Raw genomic sequence first — 20,031 nt, 5'->3', positions numbered from 1 at the left:
CGTTAGCGTACCGAAACCATCATCCCTTATGATGCTTCTGACGCCGTCGAACGTTCTCTCCATATTCAACAATTAGCCCATCGGGGCTCTTTTAATGAAGAAGCCAAGGTGGTTACTCGGATATACCAGCCAGCCCAACGCACAGGGACGACCCAAGGGTTTTCTCAAGTTTGATCTCTCTTGAAGGACTGTTATTCTAGTGGTGCGTGGCTGGATGAAGACGCCCCGTCACCCCTCACCCGGTCGCGCGATACAAATGACTCGCGTTTGACCCGATTGCCAGCGCGAGCCCTCGTGAAGGGCAAAGCTCTGCCGCATTTATCTCGACCTTACCAGCGGGTCGCGCGCCCGCCAGTGGCGATGGGCGATCAATATAATACTTGGCAAAGGCAAAACATTCTGCCTCACAACGGATGGGCGCCCTCGGGCGAGACATAGAGAGAAAGTCGAAGAGCTTTACGAGCGGATCAAAAGGCTGCACGGACGCTAGCGGATTAAGGCCGGGGCTATTTCGTTGTTACCCCGGCCCGCGACCTCTGCGCCCGGTTATTGGCCTGTTAGCACTCAGTCGTCTTCTTCATTTGGCCGGGAGCGGCAGAGTTGGCGTCAGTATCCTGCTGTCCCGGTGCCGCCTGCTTCGCGCTTCCGGCCTGTTGGCCAGGTGCACAGTCCTTAGCCGAGTTTGAATTCGTCGTGCTGCCAGTGGTCGCAGTGTCGGTTTCCTTTTCGGTAGTAGTTGGTTTGGTCGTCGTAGTTGTCGTTGTTGTCGTGCCACTCGTTGTGCTCGTTTGGGCAAGGGGAACGCCTGCCGACAGGGCTAGCATGGCCGATACCAATAGGATTCGATTCATCGAGGTTCTCCTTTGCTAATGCGCGGTAAGCCTGACAACTTAACCGCAAAGTGGAAGAAGTGTTCCGCCGCGACCACGGACTCATTCAATAATCAGCTCGCGCGCCTCGCTACCCGCTCCGCCTGAGATCGCTGTCGCGCGCCTGCTCGGTCGCCTGCGCCTTGCCGCCATATTCGGCCGCGTCCTTGCTTTGCGGGATGCAGCGACAGGATCGCGATGCGCTGCCGAGCGAGGCGGCTTCCGAAAGTTCGAAGCTGTGTGAGGACGCCAATGTGACGAGGACCGTCGGCATCGCGCCGGGCGCGCGCTTGCGAAAGGTGCGTACCTCGAACCCTTCGGTGAGAAGAGTCAGCCGCGCGTGCGCAAAGAGCGGAAATTACTCGTCGAGTAGAGACGGCCTTGTTCTTCCCGGCCCATGCGGTCCATGAGAACAGCCTAAAGACAATCGAGGCTTACATGCCCAAAGCCGCTGCCCTGCAGAATGCAAAGATCAGGCGCGCACTTACGAAGCCATATCAGAGGCTGGGCGGGGTGCCGTCCTGCCTCCGTTGAATGAGGTGAGTTCAAGTTGACCGCGGGGTTTCTTTGTCGATAGCCAGATTTTACTGGCAGTTGCCGGCGGCATTTTTAACCTGACCCGGTGCGCAGTCGGAAGACTCTTGCTTGCCCTGGGAATCCTTGTCTTTATCGGAAGAGCTCGTCCCAGAGGTTGAACCTGAAGTGTTGCCCGACTCGCCAGAATCACTAGTGCCACCAGAACCGCCCGAGCCGTCGTTGGCCTGAGCCATGGCCGATGTTGCAAGGCCGATCGAAAGTGCAAAGACCGTGATAAGTTTCAGAAGCATTGGATGATCCTCCATTTTGAGCTTCGGTTCTGATCCACCGAACCTCGGCGAGAGGAACAGGTTCCTGCCGATTGTTTCCTCTATCTGATAAATCTCCGCATTCCCGTCGGCCTCACGCACGCCCCTTATATGACGACTGCCGCTGCCGCCGCGTATCTTCGGCGGAATGGATCGTGCGGCCACGAGCGGTTCACTCAATCCTTGGCCGCAATGGTATGATATCGTACAGAAACCATGATCCGTATTAGGCGTTGAATGCATTGAACGTCTCCGACGTTCCTCTTCGTCGTCAACTAGCCCCGATCCGTCGGGGCTCTTTTGTAATAAGGAGCGAATGTGATCATTCGAGACCCGGACGCCACTTGGTCGATAGTTGACATGAGGACCGGGGAGATCGTTGTCATCGCGGAAACCATGCCCCTCAAAAATCACGCATCTTGAAGAGGACACTGTCATCGAAATCTTAGATGCCCTGTGCGAGAGGGATTTGACCTCTGGTTGGGCAACCAGCCCCTTGCGGGACAGGAGATTGAGATGACCCCGTTGTGTCGATCTTCAACGTCCTCGCGCACCTTCCTTCAACCGATGATGAAGGATTAAGTCGTCCAGCCAGGCTGAATTATGAGCTCCTTTGCAGCAAACCCTTCCCGCCACTTATGGAGTTAGTAAGAAGGCGGCTACGGGACGGTTCTGTTCGGCCAAGAGCAATTTGCGTTGATGTCCGAGCGACATGCGCATTGTATTCGACGCAAGCGGCCGTATTTGGTATGAAGATCGATCGATGCTTGGTCTTGTCGGCGTCACCGCAGTCAAGCACGTCCAACAGCACCAATATGTCGCCGACCGGCTCACAATCCTCGGCGCACTCAGTACAGATTTCAGCACATTCGGCGCAGGCGTGCTAGTGGTGAGGCGAACCCAACAGCATGAAATGCGCCGAGGTCCGGCAGATTTCAGGGCAAGCCATCATGAGGGCGAAGTGGTCTTTCTCGACGTGGGCGCGAGCCATTTCGAGAGGCAGACCGGGTAGTAGCGTTGGCATTCTTCGACGCAGGCCTGCACCAAGTTGAGGCATGGTCATAGCTCCTAAGGCCGGCGATTGGCGGAGTGGTCCTGCTGCTGCTCGGTCTTTATCGCGTTGCCGTCCTGACCCCGCTCCTCGGAGTGCTGCTTCTTGTCCCGGTTCGAGAGCACCACGTTTTCTCCGACGCTGTCTTCATCGAGTTCGGTCATACCGCCCGCGCCCGCGCCCTTCCCCTGTGTTCCCTTACCGAAATGCTTTTTGTCGCCATGGGCCATGATCATGTTCCTCCGTTTTTGTGGATGAGGGTACCAACTCCATCGAGCCAGCGCCTCGTCGGCTAACGAATGTCTGATGATTTCTCGAAACCCGAGACGGCGAGATTTGTTCCGGAACCTCTGCCTTCTTCACGAGTTCGTACGCACGACGGGCATTAACGCGGGAGGCGTCGATGAGCGCTGTAGGACCAGAGATATTCGTCAAGCCTATCCACACCACAAACATCTGGTTGGATGAGATCATGGAGGATTTGGGGTCCGACCGGCAACTCGCATGGCATCTTCTGGGCGCGGCGCTGCGGACGATGCAAGGTCGGCTTCCGCCAGACCCACCAACCCAATGAAGGATAGATTCGATGGGCAATCAACATCGAAAGACCCACAAACCGACCGACAAGGATTTGCGGCAAAACCCTGGAATCGGCAGCTCCAAGGGCACGATTAAGGGCGGCGAAATCCTTGATGATGATGAAAGCCTCGACGGCGACAACACGTTCGAGGGCGACGTCCAGAACGATGTTACGCCGCAAGGCGGCATCAAGCCCAATCACACTGGACGCACAAACAAATAGCAGGAGCCCGATATGGCTAGCCCGAAAACTCACGAGCAACAGCTTCGCATTATCGAAAAACGCGAAAACACCAGCAATGCCGGGGACGATCTCAACTCCGAGAAGGAACTGAAGCGCTCGAAACAGGAGCGGGAAGCCCATCGGGGCGGCGCGAAGCTTCGCGGCGCGGGAGTCGAACTGACGGACAAGGACAACCGCCAGATGATCCGTGGCAAAAACCAGGAAAGCGGGCATCACAAGCGCGCGGGCGGTTGACGGCGCTGGATTTACGAACAAACGTAACTTCAGCATTCGTTCGATGTTGCCGATCGAATTCGGAACACTAAACAATGGCGGTTCGGTCGGGAGCGCCGGCGGCTGGATAGTTATAGCGGCGGCTACCGACAATCTGATTCTTGCAATTGACATCAAGACCGGCAAGACCGTCTGGAGCGATGTGCTGCCGGCGGGCGGGGCAGGCGACGCGGTGGCTCTACCAGACGGACGGAAAAGGATATCTAGTCATAATAGGGCGGCCACCATTTCATGGTAACCCCCGATGGGCGATGGCCGCCATTGCCGCTCTTTTGGATTCGCTCGAAACAAAGAGAATTGTTGCGGGGGCTGCCGTACGGACCGGTTCTTCAACGATGACTGAAGGCGCTACGGACTTGCCGGACGCGCCGAAAGCACCGACAGAACCGTGAGACAGAGCGCCACGAAAGCAATGACCGTATTTGCGGCGTGAGAATATTCCCATTGCTTTCTCAGCACTTCCCAGTTGTCGGGGCTCGTTGTCCAATTTTCCGTCGCCTGGTTGGCAGGTAACGTCCATACAAGAAATATCACGAGCATGACCAGGAAACAGAGCACGGCCACCGCGGCGAGCCAAAACGGACGATTCTGGGCGCGAACGACGAAGGCGAACAAGGCATTCGCAATCATGGCCGCAGGCCAGAGCAGACCCAGGATTGCCCATCCGTAATAAATGCCTTGAACGGTGAAATAGGCGGTTTGAGGCAGTCCGATCTTGTTGGGCAAAGCGGCAAGATGCGCTCCGGAAGGGATAAGGGCGAGCGCGCCTATGATGATGGCGAGAAACTGAACAATCCTGACTTTCATTACCAAGGCCTCTTGGCGCACCAACTTGCGCTGCAAGGGAAAGTTCCCCCTGCAGCACTGTTCCTCTACGCCGGCACCAATTCGCCAACAATATCCGCTCCGTCTTCCTGATGACGATACTCGCGCCTCCTCATCTAGAGAAAAGTCGGGGCGTGGTCCTATCGACCGGTTCGGAGTCCGGCGAAGTCGGCGAGCCGAACAATGCGCCTTATGGCGGCACACAAGCGTTCGTTCATGCCTTCATGCGCGGCGTGCCTTGGAGCAGGGTAAATACGGCGTCCGAGCCAACTGCGTCTGCCCAGGACCGATCGGAAAGGCGCGGCCCGGCCGGCAGGTGCAGGATTTCGTCCGCCTGCAATAATCTATCCGATTATTGCCGTCTGCGCTGTCACCCGCGGCAAGGGACCCATGCGAAGATCGCAGACGTCATGACCGCAGAAGTGAAATACTGCTTCGAAGACGAAGATATCGATCACGAGCTGCAGAACCTCGGCGATCAGCAAATCCGGCGACTGCCGGTCGTTGATCGGGACAAGCGCCTCGTCGGCATTCTCTCACTCGGAGATGTCGTAGTGACATCGGGTGACGGTGCGGCGGGACCAACACTCTCGGCCATCTGCCGTCCAGGGGAGCATTCCCAGACCGGCGGTGCGAGCATTTAAGTTCGAAAAGGCGGGAACCAATAGCGATAGCCGATGTTGGACGGGTATTGGTCCGCCGACTACCGAAGCCGGCGGATCAAGCAACCCAATTGCCAGGGAGTGTTCTAATGGCGAGCGAAGCCGACCGCAATCCACGTTACCATACTCAAAAGATGCAAACCCACCTTCAGGAGACGATCACTCACCTTCGCGAAGACATCGATAAGGTCGATGAGCCGCAGCTTAAAGCGATGTTTGAGACTTCGGCCGAGGTCCTCATTGGCTTGAAGACCGCCTTTGCCCACTACGAGCAAAAGAACGAGAGCGCATGGCGTTGAAGCCGCCGCATATGTCTTGGTATCGCGCCTTGCGCTCGAATATGGGGTCAGCGCGAACCTCCTTTGGAAGTGGATAAGGAAGCGCACGGAGGTCCAGCCTCTCCCTCCGTCTTCAACATCGACGTTTATTCCGGTTCAGATTGAGAGCGCCGCGGATCAGGCCCGTTCGCGACAGAACAGTGCGTTTGCGTTGGATTTGGCTGCCACTCGTGGTGAAGAGCGGCGGTCGAAATCTGAGCGGATCGCCCCACTGTCCTCTCCAGCCAAGGTGAACGCGTCACTTCCGAACGGTGTGAAGCTGACGCAGTGATGTGGCCGCTTTGGCAGCGATAATCGGAGCTCTGGGTCATGTTCAGACTGGGCGCTGATATCAAGGTCTACCTGCATCGTGAACCGATCGACTTTCGAGCCGGCATCAATAGCCTTGCGGTGCTGGTCCAGGAGACGATGGCACTCGATCCGTTTGCTCCTGCGGTTTTTGCCTTCTGTAATCGCCGTCGCGACCGGATGAAGCTCTTGTTCTTCGACCGGTCGGGCTTTGTGCTGGTCCTGAAGTGGTTGACCGAGGACAAGTTCCGATGGCCGCGCCGTGAGGTGCGCTGACAACCGAGCAACTGCACTGGATTCTCGACGGCATTGATATCGATGCGATGGTGCGCCATCCGGTGCGGCAATATCAGCTTGCTGGCTGAGGCCTCTCGAATTCTGCGGTTGACGCGGCGGGACGGTTCAGATTCAAAACTACGATGAATCGAACTGGCGAACAAAGCGTTGCAGAGCTGATGGCGCAGTTGGCGACGCGCCAGTGTTCCTGTCTGCAGAGGCGCTCTGGGCCATTGGGTGATCGGCTCGAGCGAGAAGCACCTGCATCGCATCTATGACGCACTGAGCTGCGGCTCAGATCGCAGCCTCTCATCCATGGCGACGAGACGACGGTTCAGGTCCTGAAGGAAAAGGACAGAGAGGCCACCGACACATCGTATATGTGGGCCTACCGGACCGGCGAGGACAGTGACCACCCGATCGTGCTGCTGGATTATCAGCCGGGCCGCGGCCAGGTACATCCGCAGGCCTTCCTCGGCGATTACCACGGCATATTGATGAGCGATGGCTACACCGCCTGGCGCACACTGGGTGGGGCAACTCATCTGGGATGCATGGCCCATTCCAGACGCCGCTTCGTCGAGGCCTTCAAGGCCAGAAAGGCGGGTGGTGGATCGCCGGAACAGGCGCTCCGGTTCTTCGAGCAGCTCTATCGGGTTGAAAGGCAAGCGCGGGACAGAAAACCCGAGGATGGTGAAACGCAGGCCGACCGCATTCGCCGCTTCCGCCAGCAACACAGCGTGCCCGTCCTCAATGCTCTCAAGGATTGGCTCGACGAAATCAAGCCAATGGTCCTGCCTGACAGCAAGCTCGGCGATGCCGTAACCTATACCGCGCTACACCGAAGATGGCAGGATGCCGATCGACAACAATCTTCTGGAGCGTGACATCAGAATTTTTGCCACTGGCAGAAAGAGTTGGCTATTCAGCGATACTGTCGACGGAGCCAAGGCCAGCGCCATCGTCTACAGCCTGATGCTGACCTGCCGCGCCTGTGGCGTCGAGCCGTTAACATGGCTGCGCCACGTCCTCACCGAATTTGCCTCAGCGCGCTGTCGACGCTCTGATGCCCTTCAACTTCATCAAAAGCAACTGCGCCGAAAGCGCGGCCTGATCCAACACAATCTGTCGTCCAAAATGGAATCCTCGACCGCTCGTTACGCGCGCAGACGGCACCGGCATCCATGATACTTCGGCCGCGCAAAAGGACGGGCACTCAGGAGGCAGTCGATCGCCGTGTATTACAGTAACATACTTGCTATTACGGACCTCTACGAGAAGGTTGTCCGGCGTTGGCATCACCCACATGAGCCATCAATCAAAGCAGCGGGAGAACATCATGAACAGGCACGTGATCGGACTGTCCTTAGGACTTCTTTTATGCTCGGCCCTCGGGCAGGCAGCGCTGTCACAAGCCGCGCAGCCCGCTCTTACTGAGGCAGAGGCGCACTCCATTGCAGTGGACGCCTATGTGTATTTCTACCCGCTGTTGTCCATGGACATCAGCCGAAAGACATTCACAAACGTCGAACCTGGCAAGGAATTCGGGAAGGGTCCGATGAACGTCTTCACCAACGTTCCCGAGTATCCTCCGGCGGATTTCAAGGGCGTGGTTCGGCCCAACTTCGACACGCTGTATTCCTCCGCGTGGCTCGACATGACGAAGGAGCCGGTGGTGATCAGTGCTCCGGATACCGACGGACGCTATTACCTACTCCCGATGCTGGACATGTGGACGGATGTTTTTGCGTCGCCGGGTTGGCGGACGACGGGCACAACCGCAGGGACATACCTTGTCACGCCGCCGGGCTGGAGACCCGACTTGCGCGACAAGTTCATTGAGGAGTTCAAGCTCCCCGAGAACACCCAGCGAATTGAAGCGCCGACGACACATGTCTGGGTTATCGGCCGGACAAAGACCGACGGCCCGGCTGACTACGATGCCGTGCACAAGATCCAAGCGGGATACAAGGTTACGCTCCTGTCGGACTGGGGTAAGTCAGCGAAGCCGGTTGAGGTTAAAATCGACCCCAGCGTCGACATGAAGACACCGCCAAAGACCCAGGTCGATACGATGGACGCTGGCAAATATTTCGCATATGCAGCCGAACTGCTCAAGGTCGAGCCGCCCCACCTGACCGATCAACCGATCCTCGCGGAGATGAAGAAGATCGGCATCGAGCCCGGCAAGAGCTTTGACATGAGCAAGCTCGATCCGACCGTGCAGAAAGCCTTGGAAAGCGCGCCGCAAGTCGCCCAGAGACTGATGGAATGGAAGCTGGCGACATTGGCAAGGGTAGAAAACGGCTGGTCGATGAACACCGATACAATGGGAGCATACGGCAACTACTATTTGAAGCGGGCCATTGTTGCGCAGCAAGGCCTTGGCGCGAATCTGCCGGAGGATGCCATCTACCCTCTCAATCTCGCCGACGAGTCAGGACAGCCTCTCGATGGCGCGAATAAATACACCATAGCGTTCGAAAGGAATGCCATGCCGCCCGTCAACGCTTTCTGGTCGATCACGCTCTACGATGCAGCCGGATTTCAGGTTGGTAACAGCCTCGAACGTTTTGCAGTCAGTAGCTGGATGCCGTTCACACACAACGCCGATGGCTCGCTCGATCTCTACATTCAAAACGAGTCCCCCGGTCCGGATAAGGAGGCCAACTGGCTACCTACGCCGAAAGGAGCGTTCACTCTGACGATGCGCATGTACGCTCCGAAATCCGAAGCGCTGATCGGAAAATGGAATCCGCCGCCCGTCAGGAAGGTGCAGCTTCCGGCCCTGGCTACTCAGTGAGTTTTCGAACGGCAAACTTGAGCTGGGAGATACCTCGGGCCTGAGATGTGTTTTGCCAGTGGCCGTGTGAACAGCCACTGGCAGTATTTGCGCAAGCTCATGTGAAGTTCACCACGGTTCCCGGCGAGGAGTTCACGCCGAAACTCCGCGCCCTGATGATTATAAAGGCATTCCACGACAGCGAGATCACGCCTGCGATCAAGCGCGGGGTTCAATCCACGTGACGCGAGTCCGCGTTTATGGGGCGAGCGAGAGAAATGCTCAATCCAGATCACCTCAACGCACTCAACCGCAAAAGGTGCAGCGAAATTCGCGCCTTCTTTCATCCAGCCGCTTAGCGCCGTACTGAAGGCAATCAGTCGAGATCATTAAGGCGAGCTTTGACCGCATTCATCTGCTCGATCTCTTCACTCTGGTCACGCGAAATTACCGAGCGGAGTGCGACGAGTTTTTATCCTTAAGAACCGCATCCACGCATATGAGGATCGCGCCTGAATGATGGGGACTGCCTGTCGCCTGTAAAAGTCTGCGTGCGTTTCCCTGTGGAGGTGGTCGCGAGCAGGATCACCAGGCCGACATGTATGAGTTGTCCGGATCATCTTTTCAAACGCTTGATAGAAGGTTTCGTGATCTGCCATAAAAGCTGCGACCGGTGAGGCTGCGATCCAAGTCCCGCTTTATGATGGGACAATGATAACGTGCCACCGCGGCCTCAGACGAATTGATGAACTCATCAGCTCGAGACGGGCGGATTCATTTACTCGGCTGTAGCGTCTGGGGAGAAAGAGTTTCATTAGGAGGGGATCGTCGCCGCCATAATCATCCTCGCAATGGGATTGATCGAGAACATGTCGAAGGCGCCGAAGGCCTCAATCCTTCTTTTTGGAATGGCCATCAGGGGCCAACGCCATCCAAATCGCCTTGTCATCGAGCTTCAGACTTTTGATATCGGTGTAACTTGCGTTCTCGACGCGCGTCAGAAGGTAACAAGAGCGCGGGCCGTGCGATTCTTTTGTCGTCACTACACAGGATGTGATGCGTGGAACCGACAGTGCTGACCGAGGTTAGATAGCGTGGCCAATCACGGTCTCGATGGAGGAACACCCATGGCACCAAATGAAAACAGGCAGGGGAGTAGCTCGGGCAAGGGCGAAAAGAGCGCATCCAGCTCTTCGTCTCGGAAGTCTTCTTCGTCCGGAAAGCAAGGCGGTTCCCACGAACAGCATGTCAAAGCCGGTCAGCAGAGCCACAAGAACGCGAAGTAAACGATCATTTGATGGATTTGGACGGCCCGCGGTTCCGCGGGCTCCAGTCGAGCCGATATGCCTTGGATACACCATGGCGGTCTCACGGCCGCCGTCGTCATGTGCATCACGGCGCGGTGTTTTTCGGTTCAGACGGTGAGGCCGCCATTCCCGCGGGTTTTTGTGCGGCCGCAACATTTCGGGCCCAGGGTCACCGCGATTCCCTTCTTGAAATCGGTCGGCGGCGTCGAGAGCCCAAGACCTCAGCGAGTTCCCGAAAACGAAGAATCCTGACGTAGCACCGATCTGGCTGCTGTGCAAAATCGCGCGCAACATCAATGCCCCACTTCGATTTTCGGGTGGAACGTTCCAATCCCCTGATAGTTCGGCAATTAGACTTCAGGAGGCGCCCACGATGAGCATCGAGGCAAGAAAGTTCTCCCAGATATTTTGGAGTGCACCAGTGAATGTCAGAGCAGGAAACGGTTTCAGCGAACCGATTTTCGGCCCCGTGGCCGCAGTCGAGTATCTTAAACATCGATGGCCAACGACGAACAGTCCCCAGTATCTGAGCGCTCTGCGCATCTGTGCCGCTGCTGTCGAGCGCAAAGAATCGCCCGATTTTGCTAGCGACGCCTTCATCGCTGCCAGTATTGAAGCTGCCATGTTGGCCTAGTCCTACAGCGACATCGAGAGTGGAGGGAACTAGGATCCGACCCCGTTACTGATGCAGTCTCGTTTCGCTGGCTGAAAATCGATGCAGTGCTCACAGCTGGGAGCGCAGGCAACGCGGTGGAGCGTGTGTTGCGGCAATCTTGGCCGATTAGGAACGGAGGCTCTCAACGTGCGGAGGCCGACGACCGTTCTCCGTCAGACCGACAAAATCGTCTATGCTGTCGCCATTTTGCGAACTTTTCGACATCCACCCTGAAGGTTGCTGGCCCGTAGAGTCAGCCCAGACGTTGCGCTCGAAGATCACGATCTTATTTGATTTTCCCGCTGACCTCGCCTCAAGCGTCATTGCGGAACATTAAGACAACGTAAGGCATTTCCTCAAATCGCAATTTGGGAGCCTTGACGATGAAGCGTTATGGATACGCCTATATCACGGCCGCCTTTTTCCTCATCACGATCTCGGGTCACTGGATCCTGGGTTGGTTCGCCTTCGTGGATGAGGCTGCCCAGCATGGTGAGTCGCCCGAGTTGTCGGCGTATCTCATCCAGGTTGGTAGAGACACGTTGGAAAACTGGCAGTCGGAATTCCTGCAGTTGCTCTGGCAAGTGGTGGGCCTTGCCTATTTCCTCTACGTCGGCTCGCCTTCCTCGAAGGAAAACGATGACCGCATGGAAGCCAAGATTGATGAATTGCTGAAGATCGGTGCCGGGGAGAAAGCTGAAGCGCTGATCGCGGCATTGGACGAGCGTTACATGCGGACTCACGGACATGCAAAACCGCATGGCCATGGAACATGAAAAGTTGGCCGCGCGCACGTGCGGCCTTCAACATTGTATGCTCTATTACCATCACGCGGCTGCCGCGGCACGCTGAGTGATGTCGGACCACATCTTCCGATGCAAAGCCGGTGGACCACCGGCACGTCGACCATCTTCCAGTTCCAACGCCTCCAATTCGTCAGGTCAGCCTTCCGACGAGTTCCGCGTAATCAGAGAACGCGAACTTCTTGCCACGCTGGGAAGCCTCGTTGGCCAGGAGCAGAACGCGGATTGGAAAAAGCGTCGCCGCACGGTTCGAGTCCGAAAGATCGTGTTCATCGTCCTGTTCGACGGCCCTCTCGGCCTGCCCAAGGGCAGCGGACAATTCTTGATGAGTGACGACGCCTTTGGCAACAAGCATGTCCGAAAGAGCGGCGACGGCCATAATAAAACCTTCGAGCTGCAGGTTGGCTGTATTCAATTCGACCTCCGTGGCTTGCGACCGCACACTGTGCGACTGTGGATTAACCGACATCCCAGGGCGAAGTTCCAGCACGATGGAATTGACCGGCTCCTTCGCGGTTCACCTGGACCAGCCATCCTATGGCCCACCTTCTCGAAATCCTGCTTTCCTGGCTTTCGTTCGAGTGATCTGCGTCTTCCTTTTGGCGGCCTGGGCAGCACCGAAGCGAGGATTTCGGTGAAAGAGGCTGCCAGCAGCGACATGTTCGAGATCGAATCCAGCAAGTTGGCACTCGATTGCCACACGCTGGGCAGAACTTGGAAACTTCGATTGAAGGAGCCAATATGATTATGCGCAGATCCCGGCCCTACTATGCAAGACGTGACCCGGACTCGACTTAGTCGATAGTTGACATGAGGACCGGGAAGATCGTTCTCATCGCAGGAACCCTGCCACTCAAGCATCTTAATGAGGCCACCATCGTGGAAATCGTTGATGCTCTGCGCGAGACGGCTTTAACACGTGGCTGGAAAACTAGCCCCTTGCGGAACAGGGAATTAACATGATTCCTATTGCGCCATTAACGCCCAGAATGATCGGGCCGAACCGCCGGAGTGCAGCGGGATTGAGATGTGCCCCTGCTGCACGAGGCTGAGACCTGCCACTGCACGGTGCTTATTCGACATGTCCGAAGTAGCCGATCGTAAACGGCTCGTTTTCAAGCAGGCAGATGCCGGATTGGCCGGCTCTGGAACGTGAAGAGTAGTGCTGCTAACAAACCTAAAAGCAACCATGGCGGCCGCCAGAACGGCATTAACGGCATCACCGTGTTAGCCAACGACTGCGTTAGCTCTTCAGGTGTCCGATGACGGGCTCGACCGCCGATCGTCGTCGCATCTGGCGTTTGATGGCGGGCGTGAGCGGCGCTGAATCACGCGATAATCCTTCAAGCATGCGTTTCAGGAGCCTTTGCCGGCAATTGTTCGGAGGTTGCATTGCGCGCGGAGAGGTCATATATTCTGTACGAAATATATGGCATTGGATGTGGCAAGGTGATGGCGATGGCCGGGACCATGAAGGTTGCAATGCAAAATGGACCGCTGGTTCTATCGTATATGGATAGGTCTGGTAGGATCATAGTCGATCGGCTCGCGGACGGGTTCGGCATGTCCAAGACCCAGCTCGCAGAAACGGCAGGACTTGCACGGGAGACGCTCTATCGGGTGGAGCGCAGCGGCACGGCCAAAACCCAAGGTCGCCTGCGTGAAATGCTCGAGATCATCAGCCGCGTTACAGAATGGGCGGGCGGTAAAGAGCAGGCTATGGCCTGGTATCGGGCCCATCCGCTTCCGGCATTCGGCGGGCGCACCGCCGAATCGCTCGTGAAAGACGGCAAGGCAGCTGCGGTTCGCGAATACCTCGATCATATGGCCCTCGGCGGTTTTGCTTGAGGTGCGTGGGAACCTGCTATCGGGCGCATGATCCTCGTTGGGCATTCAAGCCGATCTCCGGTGATGGAGCGGCGATAAGGGGTGCGCGTTTCAATCCCAAGGGTGTGCCAGCGCTATATTTGGGCCTGAGCATCATGACGGCTGTGAAGGAGGCCAATCAGGGGTTTGCTCATCGGATCGATCCGTGTGTGCTCTGCTCCTACGAGGTCGATTGCGACCATGTCGTGGACCTGACGGTAGAAGAGAGAAGGGTAGAATTCAACGTCGCATTGGAGGATATGGCCTGTGCATGGGCTACGGCGCTCAGTATGGGAGATCGGCCGGCGTCGTGGGCGATTTACGATCGCCTGCGACCTCAAGGCGTTTCAGGTATTATTGTTCCGAGCTTCGCGCCCGGAGCCGAGGGCGATGACAAGAACCTCGTGCTCTGGGACTGGGGCGCGGAGCTTCCGCACAAGGTAACGGTGGTCGATCCAAGCGGTCGGCTACCGAAGGACCAGCTGTCCTGGCGCTGAGGCGACCGGATGCTCTTAGGTGGTGCGTCCAATCGAATTCACAATTGAGGGACTACTTCATTGAAGCTATTGTAAACGGCGTCGGCGCGGATGCCGGGTGCTGCCTTGACGAGCGGGACAAACTCGGAATCGGATATGGGCTCAAGTGGATCGGGGCCACGACGTCCGCGTGGCGTTTTGCTCTGGAAGACGCGTCTCTTTATCGAGGCGGTAAGCAATGGCCCGGCTGGTAGACGCTTTCGCGGCGGCAGCCTCGACAGAGTGCGTTTGTCGATACTTCATGAATAATCGGTTACATGGCGACCCGGCACAAACTGGTTCTCCAATCCAGAAAACCGCCAATGTACCGAGCCGACTGCGATCATGATACGTCGAATAACTCTGCTCTTGGAGTATCCTCACCAGCTCACATTCGGGCGACGAAAGCGCAGACGCGGTTTTCGAAAGGATCGAGATAGCCGTCGACCGAGCCAGAATGGCCCAATCAAGTGGCGACCTTATGGTCGTATTGCAGACACTGTCACGTCGATCTACGCTGCCGGGTCCGAAGCTCCGATCCGCTGGAGCATTTTTCGTCCAATTGTCAAGCTGCGGCGCAATGAAATCGCGTTCGCGCAGAAGAACATAGGTCGCGCGGGATGCCTTTGCCTGATAAAACCAAGACAGCTCTGGATGAATTGCGAATGCTGATGTTGGGCGCGCAAATCTTGCTTGGGTTTCAGTTTCATGGGCCGTTCCAGAACGCGCGTCCTTCTCTCAGCCTATACGAGAAGGAGATCGGGGCCATCGTGCTCTGCGTCATGGTGGTCATCGTGGGACTCCTAATCGCGCCAAGCGCGCGCCATCGGGTCGTGGAGCGAGGAGAAGCAACGCAACGTTTTAACGACTTTATCACGCGCGTATCTATGTTGACGCTCGCCCCCTTCGCCTTGGCGCTCGGCCTGGATCTTGGGGTCGCCACTAGCCGCGGCCTCGGCACATGGGTCGGACTGACCGCTGGTATCGCATGCGGCCTCTCAGCGCTCGGGCTGTGGTACGGACCCATGCTATTTCGTCAACGCCATGGAGATGCAGACATGGTTACCTCTGATGAAAAGACGCCGACCGCCGCTAAGATCGATTATGTATTGACGGAAGCGCGCGTCGTATTACCAGGCGCGCAAGCGCTGCTGGGTTTCCAGCTCGCAATCGCGCTGACGAGCGGGTTTAATGACCTCGCTGGTTCTGCAAAAGCGCCTCATTGTGTGGCGCTTGGTTCGGTCGCGCTTACAACGATACTCTTGATGGCACCTGCAGCATACCATCGCATCGTCCACAACGGCGCCGATGTCCCAGAAGTTTATGATGTAGCGAGTCGTTTGTTACTCGCGGCCACTGTGTTTCTGGCGCTTGGCCTGGCTGCGGATGTACATGTTGTGATTGGCAAAATCTCCGAAAGTCAAATTCTCGCCCATATTACTGCAGCAAGCACCGCTCTTGTCCTGATTGGACTGTGGCATCTCTGGCCGTGGTGGACGCGTGTTCGAGCCCATGGTCCTGGCAACCGAGATCACGTACTCTAAGGTCGCATTTATCTTGAATCTTACATAGGCGTTGGCGCTTCAATCAGTCGGATTGGATCGTTCAACGAAGATCGTAGATGTGCTTGGGCCGACGACTGCTCTGTCAATCGGAAGCACCCTCTCGAACAACAGACTGGCGACGCTTCGTCAAGGGGATCGACCTCGATATTGCCGCCGGTGAAACTCTTGCCGTCGTGGGCGATTCCGGCTCCGGAAAGGGCGTGACTTTGCTGGCCGCCATTCAGCTTTTGCCGCGATATGCGAGCAGAGTCGAGGGCAAGTGCTGCTTTGCGGCAAGGATTCGCTGGCGCTTCATGAAGAGCAGATGCGGCTCATTCGAGGCAGTAAAGTTGGCCTGATCTTTCAGGAGCCCGCTGACCAGCCTTAATCCGGTTTTCCAGCTAGGTAGGCAGATCCGCGAGGCGCTGATAATCCATCGCGGCCGAGGTCATTCGGCTGCTGGAGAGGGTGTGTCTTCACAACTCCAAAAACCCTTACAACGATCACCCGCACCAGTTTTCCATGGGATGCACTAGTGTGTCATGTCATCATCGCATGGGGCTGGCTTGCAAGCAAGCTGTCTCATCGCCGACCAGCCGGCAACCGCTCTCGGCTTAACGATCCAGGGGGCAGGTGTCCACCGTGATCGATCGCGTCTCAGTCGGCTAAGCTCGTATCGACGCATGAAGCTGGCCGCAGACCGTGAGGCTCTCACGCATCGCCTTCACGCGCATTTCGGCATCTTCAAATGAATAGGCCCATATCTGGGCAGACCACATCGATGTGCCGATCTTGTATTCCAGTGCGAACAGATACATTGCTTTTCCGTGCTCATCCTTGCGGACGAACTGAGCGTCGGGCCGTTCCTGCGTGTCGCGGATTCTGTCAAAATTGATTACGCTCATATCGGAACTCATCCGGCATTATCCCATGATAGTCGGTCGTCCATGCTGATCATCTGGGCCGCTTCGTTCTGCGTCCGCCGTCGGGCTGCGGAACGTCAGCACGGCCGCCCTGCGGCGGCCGTTTAATATGTCAAGATTTCAAGCTGCCCGCTTTCCCTTGGCGTTTGCAGAGGACTCGGCAAGCTGCGTCAGTTTCTTATCGGTCGCTTCTTCTTCCGCAAGCGTTGCCTGCAGCAGCGGGATTGCGTCCTTAAGACCGAGTTGTTTGGCCCATGCGATCAATGTGCCATAGCGGGCGATCTCGTAGTGCTCGACGGCCTGCGCTGAAGAGATCAGACCGGCATCCAGGGCAACCGTTCCCTTGAACTCGTCCATGATCTCATCAGCTTCGGCAATGATGCCCTGAATGGCTTCGCAGGTCTTTCCGCGCGCCGGCTTGCCGATGATTTCAAAAACCTGTTCCAGACGTTCGATCTGGGCTTGGGTCTCGTCACGATGCTGCAGAAAACCGGCTTTGCCCTCCTCCGACTGGGCGGCGCGGGCCATCTTCGGCAGCGCCTTTAAGATCTGTTTTTCGGCATAGTAAATGTCCTTGAGCGTCTCGAGGAACAGATCGTTCAGCGTTTTCTCGGTTGCCATTTAGTCCTCCTATGGCATGTTGGGAAATATGCTCTCGCAGGGTCGAACATTAAAGCGCGGAGATGACCCGCCGGTGTTGGAGGCATCATCTCAATCCGGCCAGACGAGACCGACTTAAAGGCTTCAGTCGGCGACAGTCCAAACAATTGCCGACACTTGTTGTTCCTAACTTCATTATTTTTCACCAGCTTTGGCAGGTTGTTTTGCGGATCGCCGAATAATGTGAACGTTCTCAATACGGTGCGGCATCGCGCAGAAACGATTTTTGGCCCGATTGCCGATTGGAATTCGGATCGTGTCCGCTTCCTGCAAAGCCCTTGGTCTTTGAGCGTGCTGTCGTTGTGGGAAAGGCCGATAAGCGAAAACGACACGTTTGTCCGATACCGCACGGCAAGATTAGGAAGTGCGGGACTTTCCTTTCCTTCCGAGAGAAAGAATGACGTCCTTATCTTCACTACGTCCCGCGTCCAGTTGAAAAAATCTCTCGATCGAGTTGGAGATTGTCGAACTGATCCCGGCGTTACGCGCCTTTGCCCGGCGACACCTGCGCAGTGAGGACAATATCGATGATCTCGTGCTGGGAACTGCTGTAGGCGTTGAATTCGATCCAGCTTTATCATCCCGGCAGCTCTCTCAAATCCTGGACATTGGAAATTTCTAAACTCGAGATCCGTCCGACTTGGTCTCCATCAAGAATATAAATCTCGCCAAAGCCAGTCCGCCAATCCGGTCGCTCACTTCTCACGTGGTGGCTTCAACCGCCTTCCTGCCGCTACCATCTTGCCGTTGCCGTCGTGACACAATGCCTTCCAAAAGGGTTCGGGCGGCATTGCGCACCTCCTCCTGAAAGGCTCTGTCTCTTTCAAAGGCATCGTGGCTGGTGGCGTAGGGCTCCCAATAACCTATGTAACGTTCGACTTCGGCTAACGGTCCTGCCGGGATGAGGTCCATCGACGTCAGCCAGTTCGAGACGCTGCGACGGACACTCTCTACCCCTTCCGTGTCGCCGTGGACGACGACCGAAAACAGGCGGCCTGAAAGATGGCGGGGATAGTCCCACCCCTGCATCTCAAGCTCCTTGGCCTCTTTGGCATGTTTGCCATGCGTGCTTGTTGGATCTGGGTTGCCGCCATCGGCGCAGACAAGCCGGTCGATCATCAGTTTCATCGGCGATGGCGTCTGGTACCAGTTGACCGGGCTCACGATCATGATGCCATGTGCCTCGACCCACATCGGATAGATGTCGTTCATCCAATCGTGGATCTGTCCGAGGGAATAGTTCGGGTAGCAGGAGCACGGCCAATGACAGAGCGCGGCCGATGTCGAGAAGCACGCCTTGCACGGATGAATCTGCCTGCCGTATTCGGAAGCGATGCGACTGAGATCGAGGACGTTGACGACGACGCCGGCAGCGGCAAACACGTCTTTGGCGATATCGACCATTCGAAAACTTTTCGAAAGCTCGCCCGGACAGGTATGTTCGCTTCGTGACGAGCCGTTGATGAGAAGAACACGCAATGGCGCGGTCTTGTCCTCGAACCGCGCTTGGGCAGCGCGGATTTCGTCTCTCGCCGAAAGCCAATCGAGGGCAATATCATAGTCGGGATCGGCAAAGCCGGGTCCCGCCTTTTTAGTTATCGGGCTCTTTCGTGAATTGGCGTAAGCATCCCAGGCAGCCGCGGCGACTTTGCCGAGCTCCTCTTCCAGGGTTGCATACGCCCGATCCTTGAACTGGCTCAGGAAACGCTTTTTGAATTCGCTTTCGTCCAGTCGAGGGCTTGGACTGCCTTTTCGCGGTTCGAGGTCAGGTGCGGTTGCGGCTGGTTCGTCAGGCATAGGGCCTCCACGCATATCTGCGTTCGACACAACGTTGCCAGCAGGCTTCTGTTCCGCTGCATCGACGTTGCATGCACCAATCAAGGATCAGAGTTGGTGCGGCCTTTCTTCGTCAATGTCAGTGCTCGCCTAACAAGACGCGGCCACCGGCGGCGGTTCAACCGCATAGTGGCGTTGGCCACGTCGGCACAGATAGACCTCGCGTTCGGGATGGTCGTCGATTCGAAATCCGGCGCTGCGCAACATTGCCTCGACTGCCGCCTGGTTGGGAATGAACCAGTTTGTGGGATCGGATGCATAGCGTTCCTCGACAAAGAAAAGCTTCGGATATTCGGGCTGGTCGAAAATGCTCCACTCGGAAAAATCGTAATCCTCCCTGAGATCGGGAACACGCTCATCGCCGCGCTGGAGGCACTGAAACAGCATCGTATCGCCGACAACATGTTCATAAAGAAGATCCAATGCCAGCAGGGGGTGACGCAGGTGATAGAACACGCCCATAAAGATCACCAGGTCGAATTTTTCACTCAGTCTGGCGACATCATAGACTGACATCTGTCTGAATTCGATTTCCGCTGCCAATTGCTCCGCGGCGAAGCGGGCCTGTGCCAGATAGCGTGGATCGGAATCAATACCAACGACACGGGCAGCGTTGCGCCGTTTCATCTCGAGGGCATAGAAACCCGCATTGCAGCCGACATCGAGCACGCTGAGACCACTGAGATCGGCCGGGAGCACATGCTGGAATCCCTTCCACTTGAAGGTCGGATAATCGCCGAGGAAATGATCGGCCGCGGTCATGTGACCCCCGATGTTTAAATTCTGAAACCACGGCCCAAGTTCTCGAATCCGTTTTTGCAGGTCCTGATGTCCAGTCGGGTGTGCTGCATCCATGTCGGGCTCTCCTTCGTCGTCGATTACAGCGCCGC

At 56.6% G+C, this 20,031-nt stretch carries 22 protein-coding genes and 8 pseudogenes; 18 read left to right on the top strand and 12 right to left on the bottom strand.

Annotated features, from left to right (window positions below; translation table 11 throughout):
* Nucleotides 1-960: 960 nt before the first annotated feature.
* The 4 genes and pseudogenes from RGR602_RS16580 to RGR602_RS16565 form a co-directional block, all read right to left on the bottom strand.
* A complete protein-coding gene (locus RGR602_RS16580) occupies nt 961-1,143 on the bottom strand; it encodes a hypothetical protein (RefSeq protein WP_039845995.1) in 183 nt (60 codons plus the stop codon).
* Nucleotides 1,144-1,453: 310 nt separating this feature from the next.
* Nucleotides 1,454-1,894: a hypothetical protein gene (locus RGR602_RS34930; protein WP_203226172.1), complete on the bottom strand. Its 441-nt coding sequence runs from the start codon at nt 1,892-1,894 to the stop codon at nt 1,454-1,456.
* A 598-nt stretch (nt 1,895-2,492) separates the two neighbouring features.
* Nucleotides 2,493-2,758 (bottom strand): annotated as a pseudogene (locus RGR602_RS38445) (ferredoxin); the annotation flags it as partial.
* 24 nt (nt 2,759-2,782) lie between these two features.
* Nucleotides 2,783-2,995 (bottom strand): hypothetical protein, encoded by a 213-nt coding sequence (locus tag RGR602_RS16565; protein WP_039846970.1) that lies wholly within the window; start codon nt 2,993-2,995, stop codon nt 2,783-2,785.
* Nucleotides 2,996-3,351: 356 nt separating this feature from the next.
* On the opposite strand from RGR602_RS16565, the gene RGR602_RS38440 reads away from it, so the two are divergent.
* From RGR602_RS38440 to RGR602_RS40040, 3 genes are read left to right on the top strand one after another with little or no spacing between them, the layout of a single operon-like run.
* Nucleotides 3,352-3,567, top strand: coding sequence for a hypothetical protein (locus RGR602_RS38440; RefSeq protein WP_039845993.1), 216 nt, complete (start codon nt 3,352-3,354; stop codon nt 3,565-3,567).
* A 12-nt stretch (nt 3,568-3,579) separates the two neighbouring features.
* Nucleotides 3,580-3,822: a hypothetical protein gene (locus tag RGR602_RS38435; protein ID WP_039845992.1), complete on the top strand. Its 243-nt coding sequence runs from the start codon at nt 3,580-3,582 to the stop codon at nt 3,820-3,822.
* 43 nt (nt 3,823-3,865) lie between these two features.
* Nucleotides 3,866-4,099, top strand: a complete 234-nt coding sequence (locus tag RGR602_RS40040; RefSeq protein ID WP_039845991.1) for a PQQ-binding-like beta-propeller repeat protein — start codon at nt 3,866-3,868, stop codon at nt 4,097-4,099.
* Nucleotides 4,100-4,209: 110 nt separating this feature from the next.
* Here RGR602_RS40040 and RGR602_RS16545 read toward each other — a convergent pair whose 3' ends face one another.
* Nucleotides 4,210-4,668, bottom strand: coding sequence for a DUF1772 domain-containing protein (locus tag RGR602_RS16545; RefSeq protein ID WP_039846969.1), 459 nt, complete (start codon nt 4,666-4,668; stop codon nt 4,210-4,212).
* 110 nt (nt 4,669-4,778) lie between these two features.
* On the opposite strand from RGR602_RS16545, the pseudogene RGR602_RS39740 reads away from it, so the two are divergent.
* The 11 genes and pseudogenes from RGR602_RS39740 to RGR602_RS16505 all read left to right on the top strand — a co-directional run.
* Nucleotides 4,779-4,859 (top strand): annotated as a pseudogene (locus RGR602_RS39740) (hypothetical protein); the annotation flags it as partial.
* Nucleotides 4,860-5,096: 237 nt separating this feature from the next.
* Nucleotides 5,097-5,330: a CBS domain-containing protein gene (locus RGR602_RS35835; RefSeq protein WP_082046613.1), complete on the top strand. Its 234-nt coding sequence runs from the start codon at nt 5,097-5,099 to the stop codon at nt 5,328-5,330.
* A gap of 107 nt (nt 5,331-5,437) precedes the next feature.
* Nucleotides 5,438-5,647: a hypothetical protein gene (locus RGR602_RS16535; RefSeq protein WP_039845990.1), complete on the top strand. Its 210-nt coding sequence runs from the start codon at nt 5,438-5,440 to the stop codon at nt 5,645-5,647.
* Nucleotides 5,607-6,015 (top strand): annotated as a pseudogene (locus RGR602_RS39735) (IS66-like element accessory protein TnpA). Before RGR602_RS16535 ends, RGR602_RS39735 begins: the two are co-directional and overlap by 41 nt.
* Entirely contained in the window at nt 5,996-6,250 is a 255-nt protein-coding gene (gene tnpB / locus RGR602_RS16530) for an IS66 family insertion sequence element accessory protein TnpB (protein WP_082046572.1), read from the top strand. Before RGR602_RS39735 ends, tnpB begins: the two are co-directional and overlap by 20 nt.
* A gap of 287 nt (nt 6,251-6,537) precedes the next feature.
* Nucleotides 6,538-7,141: pseudogene (locus tag RGR602_RS39225) on the top strand (IS66 family transposase); the annotation flags it as partial.
* An 84-nt stretch (nt 7,142-7,225) separates the two neighbouring features.
* The gene (locus RGR602_RS39220; RefSeq protein WP_246703775.1) at nt 7,226-7,438 is read left to right on the top strand and encodes a transposase domain-containing protein; all 213 of its coding nucleotides are present in this window, start codon (nt 7,226-7,228) and stop codon (nt 7,436-7,438) included.
* Nucleotides 7,439-7,589: 151 nt separating this feature from the next.
* The gene (locus RGR602_RS16520; protein WP_039845989.1) at nt 7,590-9,053 is read left to right on the top strand and encodes a DUF1254 domain-containing protein; all 1,464 of its coding nucleotides are present in this window, start codon (nt 7,590-7,592) and stop codon (nt 9,051-9,053) included.
* A 101-nt stretch (nt 9,054-9,154) separates the two neighbouring features.
* The gene (locus RGR602_RS39215) at nt 9,155-9,277 is read left to right on the top strand and encodes a hypothetical protein (RefSeq protein WP_267285069.1); all 123 of its coding nucleotides are present in this window, start codon (nt 9,155-9,157) and stop codon (nt 9,275-9,277) included.
* A 1,435-nt stretch (nt 9,278-10,712) separates the two neighbouring features.
* On the top strand, nt 10,713-10,973 hold the full coding sequence (locus tag RGR602_RS16515; RefSeq protein WP_039845988.1) for a DUF982 domain-containing protein: 261 nt from the start codon (nt 10,713-10,715) through the stop codon (nt 10,971-10,973).
* 404 nt (nt 10,974-11,377) lie between these two features.
* Nucleotides 11,378-11,770, top strand: a complete 393-nt coding sequence (locus RGR602_RS16505) for a DUF6766 family protein (RefSeq protein WP_039845986.1) — start codon at nt 11,378-11,380, stop codon at nt 11,768-11,770.
* 160 nt (nt 11,771-11,930) lie between these two features.
* Here RGR602_RS16505 and RGR602_RS38430 read toward each other — a convergent pair whose 3' ends face one another.
* Both RGR602_RS38430 and RGR602_RS35820 read right to left on the bottom strand, forming a co-directional pair.
* Complete coding sequence (locus RGR602_RS38430) at nt 11,931-12,212, bottom strand: hypothetical protein (RefSeq protein ID WP_039846968.1); 282 nt, start codon at nt 12,210-12,212, stop codon at nt 11,931-11,933.
* Nucleotides 12,213-12,912: 700 nt separating this feature from the next.
* Nucleotides 12,913-13,115 (bottom strand): annotated as a pseudogene (locus tag RGR602_RS35820) (IS5/IS1182 family transposase); the annotation flags it as partial.
* A 140-nt stretch (nt 13,116-13,255) separates the two neighbouring features.
* On the opposite strand from RGR602_RS35820, the gene RGR602_RS16495 reads away from it, so the two are divergent.
* Together RGR602_RS16495 and RGR602_RS16490 are read left to right on the top strand one after the other, a co-directional pair.
* A complete protein-coding gene (locus RGR602_RS16495; protein WP_039846967.1) occupies nt 13,256-13,645 on the top strand; it encodes an antitoxin Xre/MbcA/ParS toxin-binding domain-containing protein in 390 nt (129 codons plus the stop codon).
* Nucleotides 13,642-14,160 (top strand): RES family NAD+ phosphorylase, encoded by a 519-nt coding sequence (locus tag RGR602_RS16490; protein WP_039845985.1) that lies wholly within the window; start codon nt 13,642-13,644, stop codon nt 14,158-14,160. The genes RGR602_RS16495 and RGR602_RS16490 overlap by 4 nt, the downstream gene beginning before the upstream one ends.
* 41 nt (nt 14,161-14,201) lie before the next feature.
* On the opposite strand, the pseudogene RGR602_RS35815 reads toward RGR602_RS16490, so the two are convergent.
* Nucleotides 14,202-14,442: pseudogene (locus RGR602_RS35815) on the bottom strand (IS21 family transposase); the annotation flags it as partial.
* Nucleotides 14,443-14,798: 356 nt separating this feature from the next.
* Here RGR602_RS35815 and RGR602_RS16485 point away from each other — a divergent pair.
* Nucleotides 14,799-15,722, top strand: a complete 924-nt coding sequence (locus tag RGR602_RS16485) for a DUF6328 family protein (protein WP_039845984.1) — start codon at nt 14,799-14,801, stop codon at nt 15,720-15,722.
* 665 nt (nt 15,723-16,387) lie between these two features.
* On the opposite strand, the gene RGR602_RS16475 is transcribed toward RGR602_RS16485, so the two are convergent.
* Nucleotides 16,388-16,627, bottom strand: a complete 240-nt coding sequence (locus tag RGR602_RS16475) for a hypothetical protein (RefSeq protein ID WP_039846966.1) — start codon at nt 16,625-16,627, stop codon at nt 16,388-16,390.
* Nucleotides 16,628-16,765: 138 nt separating this feature from the next.
* The gene (locus tag RGR602_RS16470; protein ID WP_039845982.1) at nt 16,766-17,266 is read right to left on the bottom strand and encodes a YciE/YciF ferroxidase family protein; all 501 of its coding nucleotides are present in this window, start codon (nt 17,264-17,266) and stop codon (nt 16,766-16,768) included.
* Between the two features lie 487 nt (nt 17,267-17,753).
* Here RGR602_RS16470 and RGR602_RS39730 point away from each other — a divergent pair.
* Nucleotides 17,754-17,922 (top strand): annotated as a pseudogene (locus RGR602_RS39730) (RNA polymerase sigma factor); the annotation flags it as partial.
* A 78-nt stretch (nt 17,923-18,000) separates the two neighbouring features.
* Here the strand turns inward: RGR602_RS39730 and RGR602_RS16465 are convergent.
* Together RGR602_RS16465 and RGR602_RS16460 are read right to left on the bottom strand one after the other, a co-directional pair.
* A pseudogene (locus RGR602_RS16465) lies at nt 18,001-19,102 on the bottom strand (flavodoxin family protein).
* A gap of 129 nt (nt 19,103-19,231) precedes the next feature.
* Entirely contained in the window at nt 19,232-19,996 is a 765-nt protein-coding gene (locus RGR602_RS16460; RefSeq protein ID WP_039846965.1) for a TIGR04290 family methyltransferase, read from the bottom strand.
* Between the last annotated feature and the right edge of the window lie 35 nt (nt 19,997-20,031).

Origin of the sequence: Rhizobium gallicum bv. gallicum R602sp (assembly GCF_000816845.1) — a bacterium.
Classification (GTDB): Bacteria; Pseudomonadota; Alphaproteobacteria; order Rhizobiales; family Rhizobiaceae; genus Rhizobium; species Rhizobium gallicum.
The sequence above is the reverse complement of the archived record's forward strand: the minus strand, read 5'-3'. Positions and strand labels throughout refer to the sequence as shown.